Source organism: Gelidibacter gilvus, from assembly GCF_004115975.1.
GTDB lineage: Bacteria > Bacteroidota > Bacteroidia > Flavobacteriales > Flavobacteriaceae > Gelidibacter > Gelidibacter gilvus.
This window is the reverse complement of the sequence record NZ_SDDZ01000010.1, coordinates 76,612-87,723: the sequence shown is the minus strand read 5'-3', so window position 1 is coordinate 87,723 and position 11,112 is coordinate 76,612. Positions and strand designations below refer to the sequence as shown.

The 11,112-nt window shown below is 38.9% G+C and carries 10 protein-coding genes; 5 read left to right on the top strand and 5 right to left on the bottom strand.

Annotated features, from left to right (window positions below):
• Nucleotides 1–11 precede the first annotated feature (11 nt).
• Entirely contained in the window at nucleotides 12–728 is a 717-nt protein-coding gene (locus ESZ48_RS14745; RefSeq protein ID WP_129018268.1) for an RDD family protein, read from the top strand.
• A 541-nt stretch (nucleotides 729–1,269) separates the two neighbouring features.
• Entirely contained in the window at nucleotides 1,270–1,896 is a 627-nt protein-coding gene (locus ESZ48_RS14740) for a trimeric intracellular cation channel family protein (RefSeq protein WP_129018267.1), read from the top strand.
• A 253-nt stretch (nucleotides 1,897–2,149) separates the two neighbouring features.
• Here ESZ48_RS14740 and ESZ48_RS14735 read toward each other — a convergent pair whose 3' ends face one another.
• Entirely contained in the window at nucleotides 2,150–4,306 is a 2,157-nt protein-coding gene (locus tag ESZ48_RS14735; protein ID WP_129018266.1) for a M3 family metallopeptidase, read from the bottom strand.
• A 62-nt stretch (nucleotides 4,307–4,368) separates the two neighbouring features.
• A complete protein-coding gene (locus tag ESZ48_RS14730) occupies nucleotides 4,369–5,076 on the bottom strand; it encodes a peptidylprolyl isomerase (protein ID WP_129018265.1) in 708 nt (235 codons plus the stop codon).
• Between the two features lie 6 nt (nucleotides 5,077–5,082).
• Here ESZ48_RS14730 and ESZ48_RS14725 point away from each other — a divergent pair, with 6 nt between their 5' ends.
• Both ESZ48_RS14725 and ESZ48_RS14720 read left to right on the top strand, forming a co-directional pair.
• The gene (locus ESZ48_RS14725) at nucleotides 5,083–5,724 is read left to right on the top strand and encodes an NUDIX hydrolase (RefSeq protein WP_129018264.1); all 642 of its coding nucleotides are present in this window, start codon (nucleotides 5,083–5,085) and stop codon (nucleotides 5,722–5,724) included.
• A gap of 86 nt (nucleotides 5,725–5,810) precedes the next feature.
• A complete protein-coding gene (locus ESZ48_RS14720) occupies nucleotides 5,811–6,623 on the top strand; it encodes a lysophospholipid acyltransferase family protein (RefSeq protein WP_129018263.1) in 813 nt (270 codons plus the stop codon).
• A gap of 190 nt (nucleotides 6,624–6,813) precedes the next feature.
• Here ESZ48_RS14720 and ESZ48_RS14715 read toward each other — a convergent pair whose 3' ends face one another.
• From ESZ48_RS14715 to ESZ48_RS14705, 3 genes are all read right to left on the bottom strand, one after another.
• Complete coding sequence (locus ESZ48_RS14715; protein ID WP_129018262.1) at nucleotides 6,814–7,455, bottom strand: hypothetical protein; 642 nt, start codon at nucleotides 7,453–7,455, stop codon at nucleotides 6,814–6,816.
• 4 nt (nucleotides 7,456–7,459) lie between these two features.
• Complete coding sequence (locus ESZ48_RS14710; RefSeq protein WP_129018261.1) at nucleotides 7,460–7,954, bottom strand: RNA polymerase sigma factor; 495 nt, start codon at nucleotides 7,952–7,954, stop codon at nucleotides 7,460–7,462.
• 169 nt (nucleotides 7,955–8,123) lie between these two features.
• Entirely contained in the window at nucleotides 8,124–8,792 is a 669-nt protein-coding gene (locus tag ESZ48_RS14705) for a lysoplasmalogenase (RefSeq protein ID WP_129018260.1), read from the bottom strand.
• Between the two features lie 158 nt (nucleotides 8,793–8,950).
• Here ESZ48_RS14705 and ESZ48_RS14700 point away from each other — a divergent pair, with 158 nt between their 5' ends.
• The gene (locus tag ESZ48_RS14700; RefSeq protein WP_129018259.1) at nucleotides 8,951–11,104 is read left to right on the top strand and encodes a TonB-dependent receptor; all 2,154 of its coding nucleotides are present in this window, start codon (nucleotides 8,951–8,953) and stop codon (nucleotides 11,102–11,104) included.
• The last annotated feature ends 8 nt before the right edge of the window (nucleotides 11,105–11,112 follow it).

The following is an 11,112-nucleotide window of genomic DNA, read 5'->3' as shown; positions in this document are numbered from 1 at the left end:
TAAAATATAAAATGTCAGAGTTACAAATTAACACAACCCAAAATGTAAAAATTAATTTTACGGCATCTGGGGTGGGCGAACGTTTGATGGCGTTTATTATTGATATGATCCTGAAGATAGGTTATATCACCATTTTAAACATGAGCCTAGGTGTTTTTCAGGATATGGACCAATGGTCGCAAATTGGCATCAATACCTTACTTGGCCTGCCGGTTGTTTTCTATACATTGGTTTTGGAAGCTCTTATGGAAGGACAAACATTTGGAAAGAAAATCATGAAAATTAAAGTGGTTAAGATTGATGGGTATCAAGCTTCTCTTGCCGATTATGTGGTGCGTTGGTTTTTTAGGATCGTAGATATCTATATTTTCGGAATGGGCTTTTTTGTGATTCTTTTCAGCAAAAGGTCGCAACGTTTGGGAGATATGGCTGCCGGCACTTCAGTGATTTTATTAAAAGACAAGGTCGATATAAGTCACACGATTTTGGAGCACCTGGATGACGATTATAAACCAACTTATCCAACAGTAATCAAGCTTTCAGACAACGATGCGCGCATTATCAAGGATACTTTCACTGCTGCAAAATCCGCCAATGATTATCAAACCCTAATAAAACTGCGGAATAAAATAACGGAAGTGATAGGAGTAAAGGCTGTCAATGGTAATGATATTCAATTCATAGACACCATTTTAAAAGATTATAATTACTATACGCAGAGTATGTAAGCAGCGAACCATATTTTCCTTTTCGGAAAATATGTGTGAGTCGCTTATCCCGCTTTTGGGCGGGATCTCTTTGTTGCAGTTCGTAGAAAAGTTTCAACTCTGTTTTTCACAAAACTTGTGCAATAAGCTTGCCCTCAGCGCAGTCGAAGGGCTTATCCCGCTTTTGGGCGGGATCTCTTTGTCGCAGTTCCAAGAAAAGTTTAAAGTTTTGTTTTTCACAAAACTTGTGCGATAAGCTTGCCCTGAGCGCAGTCGAAGGGCTTATCCCGCTTTTGGGCGGGATCCCTCTGTTGTAGTTCCAAGAAAAGTTTCAAGTTTTGTTTTTCATAAAACTTGTGCGATAAGCTTGCCCTGAGCGCAGTCGAAGGGCTTATCCCGCTTTTGGGCGGGATCTCTTCAAGTGAGATCCAAAGTGAATTTCATGTTTTATTTTTTCATAAAACCTTCAAAAACACCCAAATTCACATTTTATCCCATTAAAGTTTCAGATTGCCCAATACGTGTTGCTATCTTTGTCCGCTTATAATTTTTCGGAAAAACTATGTTTCTACAAACCCTTGACATTCTCGGAACTATTGCTTTTACCATTTCTGGTGTATCTGTCGCGATGAATAAAAAAATGGATCCTTTTGGGGTGCTCATTATTGCTTTTGTGACCGCAGTAGGTGGTGGGACCTTAAGAGACATTCTCATTGGGGTGACCCCAGTGACCTGGATGACCAACATGACGTATGTATATGTTATATTCGCTGCGACTGTTTTTACCGTAGCTTTCAAACGAAAGATCAATTATCTGCGCACGTCCTTATTGTTGTTTGATTCGATTGGGATCGGACTTTATACGGTTGTAGGTATTGAAAAAGGTTTGTCGGCCGGGTTGCATCCCTTTATTTGTATCTCATTAGGAACGATCACAGCTTGTTTTGGTGGGGTGATCAGAGATATTTTGTCTAATGAAATTCCAGTCATTTTTAGAACAAAGGAAATTTATGCGACCGCTTGTATTTTAGGAGGCATCACCTATTTTCTTTTAAGACAACTGCCCATTGATGATAATGTGGTATTTATGATTGCGGGCGCTGTGGTTATTTCTGTAAGGCTGATTGCGGTGAAATTTAATATCAGTTTGCCAAACTTGTATAAGAATGATCCCAATAGATCGGTTTAATATAAGACTCTTAAAAAATAGAACTGAAAAGAATAGCGGTTGTAGAGAGTTTTTATTATCTAGTTAAAGGTTAAAACCCTACAATTATATTGCGGCTACTTTAGTCTCTATAAGTGTTTTAGCCACGACTACACGACTAATTATGTGTTTTCTCAAATTCTTTTCCAGCTATTTCACGAAGCAGATTTTTGATCACTAAACAAAGAAAGCCACGTTAAAAACGCGGCTTTCAATAGTGTAAGAAATTCTTTAATTAACTCTTCGGAACAGGGAAACCTCGATCTCTCATCAAAGCTTCAATCTTTGCATCACGACCTCTAAACAAGCGGTAAGCTTCTGCTGGATCCATGGAGTTTCTTGGAGCGAATAAATACTTCACCAATTTTGCGGAAAGGTCTTTATCATAGAATCCTCCTGGAGCATCCCTAAAAGCTTCGGATGCATCGGCCGTCAACACATCTGCCCACATATAGCCATAATAAGCTGTGGCATAACCTTCACCTGAGAACACATGTCCAAAGTGTGGTGTTCTATGACGCATCACCAATTCTTTTGGCATCTTCATTTCATTTAAGGTTTCACGCTCAAATTTATCAATATCAATATTTTCTGGATCTGCCAAATGCAATTTCATGTCTATTAAGGCCGATGCCAAATATTCGGTCGTCCCAAAACCTTGATTGAAGGTCGCTGCATTTTTGATCTTTGCAACCAATGCTGCTGGAATAGGCTCGCCAGTTTTGTAATGTACCAAAAATTGGTTGATCACTTCGTCGGTAGATAACCAGCGCTCCAATAATTGTGATTGGAATTCTGTATAATCCCTAACTCCACCATTTAAGGTTGGATATTTCACATTTGAAGAGAAGAAATGTAGAGCATGTCCAAATTCGTGGAAAAACGTGGTCGCATCATCCCAAGACACTAAAACAGGCTCGCCTGGAGCAGGTTTTACGAAATTGGAGTTGTTAGACGCCAATACGGTTTCTTCACCGTCATAGGTAGTGTGGCTACGGTAAGTTGTTGCCCAGGCGCCAGAACGTTTTCCTTCGCGTGCAAATGGGTCTAAATACCATAAACCAATATGTTTACCAGAATCCTTATCGGTCACGTCCCAAACTTTTACATCGTCATGAAAAACAGGTACGCTACCTTCCGGAACTGGAGTGAATTCATAATTGAACAAACGTCCAGCGGTATAAAATAAGGCTTGAGTCAGTTTATCAAGTTGTAAGTATTGTTTCACCTCTTCACTATCCAAATCATATTTCTTTTGGCGTACTTTTTCGGCATAATATCTGTAATCCCAAGGTTCAATGGTGATTTTATCACCAATTTCATTGGCTACAACTTGCATATCAGTAACTTCTTCTTTCACTCTTGCAATAGCAGCTGGCCAAACAGCCATCATCAAGTCCATGGCGTTTTCTGGTGTTTTTGCCATTCTGTCCTGTAAACGCCACTCAGCATAATTATCATAACCCATCAAGCCTACGCGTTCTTTGCGGAGTTGTAAGATTTTGGCAATTAAATCGTTGTTGTCGTATGCGTCAGCATTATCACCACGAGAATAATAATTGGTCCACACTTGTTTGCGCAATTCACGCTCGGTAGAATAAGTCAAAAACGGATCTATTGAAGACCGTGTGTTGGTAATGGCATATTTCCCATCTTGACCTTTGTCCGAAGCAATTTTAGCCGCCGATTTGACAAAAGATTCTGAAAGTCCACCCAATTGGTCCTCATTCAAGTAAGTCACATAATTCTCTTCATCATGTAAGACGTTGTTTGAAAATTTAGTATAGATAGAAGAGAGCTCTTTGTTGATTTCGGCATAGCGCTTCTTCTTTTCTGTATCTAGATTGGCACCATTCATTTCAAAGCTTTTGTAGGTCAAGTCAACCACACGCTGCTGATCGGCTTCTAAAGGTGTTGTTTGTGAAGCGTCGTACACGGCTTTAATTCTTTGGAATAATTTCTCGTTTTGGGATATTTTAGAATTGTAATCCGAAAGTTTAGGTGCTAATTCTGCTTGGAGATCCCTGAATTCAGGCGATGACATATTGCTGCTCAAGATACCGTAGTAGGTAAAAACGCGAGTCAGGTCTTTTGCGGAGCGTTCCATTTCTACTATGGTATTCTCAAAAGTTGGAGGCTCAGGATTGTTGGCTATTTTTTCAATATCCTCTAAGCCCAGTTCCATGCCTTTTTCAACAGCCTCCTTCACGTCTTTAACGTTCATTTTGTCAAAAGCAGGAACACCATCATAAGGACCTGTCCATTCTTGTAATAGGATATTGTCAGTTTTAGTCATGCTGGTTTCTTTTTTTTCATCGTCTTTACAACTTGTAAAGGCAATCAGGACACATAAACTCAAGGTTTTAATGTGTTTCAGGTTGTGTTTTGTCATTAGTTTTAGTGTTAAATTTTAAAGAGTTCCAAGATATCGAATTAAAGACTCAATCTTCTTAATTAATTTATAATTTCTACTTTACGGATGTAAATGTTCCTTAAAGGCCATTCTGAGCCATCTGTCTCTTGAGCGGCAATGGTATCTACCACATCCATGCCGTCTATCACTCTTCCAAAAACCGTATAACTGCCATCCAGATGATGTGCGCCACCTTGCTGTTGCACGATAAAAAACTGATAGGGAGAGGCCAGCTTATGAGGGTTTTCAATTTCACTACTGGGCATGCTGATCACACCCCGGTCGTGTAGAACACCCCGATTGGTATCTATAGGTAGGAGGTATTGTCCTATTTCTTGACGTTTTTCGGCTATGGATACATCATCGCTATTGCCAGCCTGAATGACGAAGTTGTTGACAATGCGATAAAACTGGGTATTATCAAAATATTGTTGCTTGGTCAAAAAGATGAAATTGGCACGGTGGAATTTGGTTTCATTAAACAGAAGGATGTCTATTGTTCCGAAATCGGTAGTAATTCTCACTTTGTTCTCTTTATGTTCCTTTTCGTACTCGAGGAAAAAGTCCATGGCATTTTCATCGGTGAGTTTTGGGAATTTACGCGTCTTTTTTGCAACGGTGTCTTTTTTGACTTGAATGTCTCCGGAAGGAAAGGAATCTACAGTGGAATGACTATTTTTTTGGCGAGATTGTTTATCTTCACAATTAAGAAAGATGAAAAACACGCCAATGAACATTAAAATTCTCATATCTGAATGAATTTTGATACATTTTTAAAATCTATTTCAAAAATAGAACATATTCCACTTCCAGGTCATGAATCACAGCTGAAAATGTCGCCTAAATATCGTATTGAGTTGATTGAGAAGCAACGTGAGCTCATGAAGTATTCAAAGAAGGCAGGCGTTATGGCTTTGTTTTATCCGGATCAAGATCACAGCACAATGCTGATTTTAATTTTGAGAAAAACTTATAAAGGCGTCCATTCGGCCCAAGTAGGATTTCCGGGAGGTAAGCTGGAACCCGAAGATCCCTCACTGGAATATGCTGCTTTAAGGGAGACTTTTGAAGAGGTAGGTGTGCCCATAGAAGACATGGAGGTTTTAAAGGCCCTCACCAAGCTCTATATTCCGCCCAGTAACTTTACCGTGTATCCTTTTTTAGGAGTGACACATAAGACGCCCCAGTTTTTGAAACAGGATGATGAGGTTGAAGATTTGATAGAGGTTACTTTGGCTGACTTTGTCAATGATGCCCATGTTGGTTCTGAAATGCTCATGACTTCGTTGGAAAAGGAGGTGGAAGTGCCCGTTTTTAAATTGAATGGCCATACGGTTTGGGGTGCAACAGCCATGATGCTCAGTGAAATAAAAGACTTGTTAAAAAAAGTGCTCTAAGCTATGGATTTTACTAAATTTGTTTTCTTAGGCAAGTTGAGGTCATGCGCCTCGCGAATTGAATTTCATAACCGTAAATAAATATAATGGGATTATTTAAAAGAAACCCTTTTGGACATATACTTTTTGTAAAAAAGTGGCTCATCCGCATCCTAGGTGCGATGACACACAGACGTTTTAGAGGCTTTAACGAACTGCAGATTGAAGGTTCTGAAGTCATCAAAAATTTACCGGATACCAATGTCTTATTCATCTCTAACCATCAAACCTATTTTGCAGATGTGGTGGCCATGTTTCACGTGTTCAATGCGAGTTTGAGTGATCGGGATGACAATATCAAGAACATCGGTTATTTGTGGCATCCAAAATTGAACATTTACTACGTTGCGGCCAAAGAGACGATGAAGGACGGCTGGTTGCCAAAAATATTGGCCTATGTGGGTTCTATCAGTATTGAACGTACATGGAGAGCTGAAGGCAAGGAAGTTAATCGCCAGGTTAAAATGAGTGATATTACGGCCATTTCCAAGGCTTTGGATGATGGATGGGTGATCACCTTCCCTCAAGGCACCACAACTCCGTTCAGGCCTATTAGAAAAGGAACAGCGCACATTATCAAACGTTATAAACCAATTGTCGTTCCCATCGTGATTGACGGCTTTAGACGTTCTTTTGATAAAAAAGGACTTCGTGTCAAGAAGAAAAATATCCTTCAGTCCATGGAAATTAAAAAGCCATTGGATATTGATTATGAAAATGAAACTATTGATCAGATTGTAGAGAAGATTGAATATGCCATTGAGCAACATCCGTCGTTCCTAAAAGTCATTCCGCAGGAAGAAATTATGGCTCAAGAAGCGTTGCACAAACTTAGAAGATGGAGGAAAGTAGAGGAATAACCCGTGTTTAAAATTCAATTTCGACTTTTAGATCCCAGTTTCTTCAGGAAGCAATTACATCCAAATCGTTGAGTTTTTATGGAGTTTCATAGTTGCTTTCTGTGAGCTGAAACACCGTTTTAATAATTCCTACAGGTCTGTCTTGATGATCATTGTGTAGCGGGACTTAAGTCGCTGCTTTAATTCTATTTTACATCTCTAGTTTTCTCAACTCCTTATAATTCCTATTGAGTTTTCTTAATAACAGGCCGTAGATCAGCCAATAGAAGAATAATAGCACACCCGCAAAAACCGCAAGTACTCCAGCAACAATCAATATGGTTTTTGCATAGAACATAAAGATATCCCCATTGGCAGCTGCAGCTTGAGTTTTTCGGATCAGGGCTTGGTCTTGATCAAATTCAATATACATTATTACCATTGTGGAAACGACCATGAAGATTAAATTGAAAAGCACATAGTTTTTAACTGTTTTTCGCGTCCTAATGATGTTTTCCATGAGTACTTTGGCGCTGTCCGTTACTGAGATGCGTCTGAAGTTTTTGTAAAATAAATAGAAAAAATAAGCCAAGATCACATAGCCGATAACGGTCAATGGAATGATCAGGTAGTCAGAGTCCATCTTGTCAAAATGCTGGGCGTTCTTAGAGTCTTTTAAAAAGAAGGTGAGGCCTGTCCATAGGGCAAACTCCAACAGACTGATGATAAAGATCCATTTGACAATGGAGGATGACCGTTTCAAGATCATTTTATAGATATCATTGGCTGAAACATGAGGGTACTGTGCATCCTCTTGTTTCCAATGTTTTTTTAATAATTCTAATTCATCCATATAATTACGGATTAAGTATTGTTTTTAGTTTGTTTTTAATCCTGTTCATTTTCACTCGCGCATTGACCTCACTAATCCCTAAGGTTTCACTAATTTCCCGATAATCTTTCTCTTCTAAATAAAGAAAGACCAATGCTTTTTCAATATCATTCAACTGGTGGACGGCTTGATAAAGTAATTTTAATTGTTGCTCTTCGGTGTCATCGTACTCTTCCGCCTTGATCTTAAATTGAAATGTTTCCAGTTCGTAGGTGTTGACCGTACGTTTGGATTTTCGATATAAGGTGATGGCGGTATTTAGTGCCACGCGGTACATCCAAGTGCTGAATTTAGCGTCTCCACGAAATTTAGGATAGGCTTTCCAAAGCTGAATGGTGACCTCCTGGAACAAATCATTATGCGCTTCCCGATGGTTTGTATAGAGCCTACAAACTTTGTGCACAATATTCTGATGCTCCTCAAGCAACGCTACAAAATTATGTTCTAATTCTTTGTTCAAATCGGTTAGTTAGTTATACTGTTAGTAGAGAAATCATAGCGATTGTTACAGAAATTAGTAGTTATTTTTGAAATATTAATAGGTTGGTATGTACGTTGAACCAGCACTTCATGCATGATGACGTTGCAATCTGATTATTAATTGATTAATTAGTGACTATAGAGAAAGCCTATCGCTGTTTTAGAAGCCCCAAAACGATAAAATATTGAGCTAAAGCATAAGTTAGCATGATGCTGATACTGGAAAACCTTAATGGCATATAGAATTTATTTAAGGCCAAAATACTATCTGAAATCACGAACAATATAGCACCTAAAAACACTAAAATAAAACTTATTTTTGAAACTTTTTCCTGTCTTAAAAATGCGGTAATGACGATTATTAAAATAATAATTATATAAAAAATCACAGGAATCAATAGGTCACCTAAACTATTTCTGAGGAGATAAAAAAGCCCGATCGCATAGACCACTAAAATTGTAATTAAACCAGCAGAATTGGTTTTCGTATGCCTCCGCTTCCAAAATATCACGATATAAAATACATGTGCCAAGAAAAAGGAAACCAATCCAAACATGAAAAAATTTTGAGATTGGTCCACAAACATCAATAACACATCGCCCATTAAGGAAAAGACGAGTGCTGCTAAGGTCATGACTTTGGTTTTTGAGGTGAGCTCTTTACTTTGGACATAAAAATAGATGATTAAAGCAGTCAGTAACGAAGGTTTTGTAAAGTAGTGCCAGGTTGAAAGGCTTTCGACACTGCCACAGATAAGTTCTGCTATAAGGAGCAACATAAATAGGACGGTAAATTGTTTTTCAGTTTTGGTCAGCATCAGTTGGAATTTGGATCTAAGATACTAAAATGATGGAACTATTGACTTCACATACTAAAAGTCAATTCGTCCTTAGATTATGACAGTTCAGAACTTAAGAATTTTCATTGTGTTTGATTCTGCACACATTTGCGGCAACAGTTAATCACGCAACCTTTATGAAAGCACAAGTCTTCTTTCTTATCTTTTTCACTATTATTAACAGCTTTGGACAAATCACAATTTCAGGGAGAGTGACGGATGTCAAAGGTCTGCCTATACAAGGTGCCAACGTCTATCTGGAAGGATCCTATGATGGAGGAACAACCGATATTTCGGGTCTGTTTTCTTTTAATACAGATCAAATGGGTATGAAAACCTTGGTGGTTTCCTTCCTTTCCTATGAAACCTTTAAAAAAACTACTGAAGTGGTATCAATGAGCGATTTGGAGATCAAACTGCGTGAAGACGTGAACACCTTGGATGCCGTCATTCTTTCGGCAGGAACCTTTGAAGCAGGAGATAATAGTAAAGTCTCCGTTTTGAACACCTTAGATGTGGTGACCACAGCGAGTGCCTTGGGCGATTTTGTCGGTGCTTTGCAAACTTTACCGGGCACAACAACCGTGGCAGAAGACGGACGCTTGTTTGTACGTGGTGGGGAAGCGGATGAGACACAGATTTTCATAGATGGCATTAGAGTGTTTACGCCGTATAGTCCAACCACAAACAACACGCCTACTCGTGGACGCTATTCGCCTTTTTTGTTTGATGGGATCACGTTTTCCACGGGTGGCTATTCTGCCGAATATGGTCAGGCACTTTCCAGTGTTCTTTTGCTAAATACTATAGATGAAGCCGATCAGAACAAAACAGAAATTGGCATTATGACCTTGGGCGGCGGCCTTGGTAATACCCGAAAACGGGAAAAAAGCTCTTTAAGTGTGAACGCCTCTTATATTAATCTAGCGCCCTATATCGCTCTTTTTCCAGACAGGAATGACTGGGATAAGCCATTTCAGTCGGCTTCGGGAGAGGCGGTATATAGACAGCATTTTGATAGGGGATTGTTGAAAATATACACAGCTTTTGAAACCTCCAATTTCGAATTGACCCAAGAAGACATCAATTACTCCGAAGGTGTCCACTTTAAACTAAACGATAATAATCTATATTTTAATGGGACTTATCAGGGTATGCTCACTGATGTTTGGTCGGTTTTTGGAGGCTTGAGTTATGCCCATGGGCAGACAGATGTTGGCGTTTTTGACAGTGAGATTGACGATACTGAAAACTCCTATCACGCCAAATTCAAATTGAAACGCCGATTCAGCAATCGGTTGAAGCTGAATTTTGGTGCTGAATACTTTTCCACCCATTTTAATGAAAACTATCAAGACGAGTTGATATCGCCAAAACGCTACGGATTCACGAATGATATTGCTGCCGCTTTTGCTGAAGCCGATGTCATTTTTTCAAAAAAGTTGGCATTGAAAGCAGGATTAAGAGCAGATTATAGCCAGTTGTTCAAAGCGACTGAGATCGCCCCGCGGGTGTCTTTGGCTTATAAAACCTCAAAAAGAAGTCAGGTGTCCTTAGCTTATGGCGATTTTTATCAAAACCCAAATAATGATATCTTAAAGTTTGATCAATCACTTCAACCGCAGCACACAGCGCACTATATCTTGAATTACCAATACAATGCGGAGGGGCGCATATTTAAAGCTGAGGCATATTATAAAAATTATAAAAGCTTGATAAAGTACGATTCGGAGTTTTTAGATTTTGAGACCAATTTTGATAATTCCGGGAGCGGTTTTGCCAAAGGCATCGACTTATTTTGGCGTGATAATAAGAACATCAAAAATGTCGATTATTGGGTAAGCTATTCCTTTTTGGATACGGAACGAGATTATAAAAACTATCCTTACGCCGCCCAACCCAACTTTGTCAATTCGCACAACCTCTCTGTGGTAGGTAAATATTGGATGGATGCTCTAAAAAGCCAGGTAGGTTTTAGTTATGCATTTGCATCTGGAAGAAACTATACAAATCCTAATACCGATGGCTTTTTGAATGCCAAAACGAAATCCTATAATAATCTAAGCCTGAATTGGGCGTATTTATTAAGTCCCCAAAAAATTCTCTATGTTTCTATCAACAATGTGCTGGGCTTTAATAATATCAACGGCTATCAATATGCAACTACGGCAGATGCGAATGGTAATTTTTCAAGAAGAGCTTTACTTCCAGCGGCGGATCAATTCTTTTTTGTAGGATTCTTTTGGACCATAAGTGATAAGGGCACGGATAATCAATTGAATAATTTATAATTTTTAGC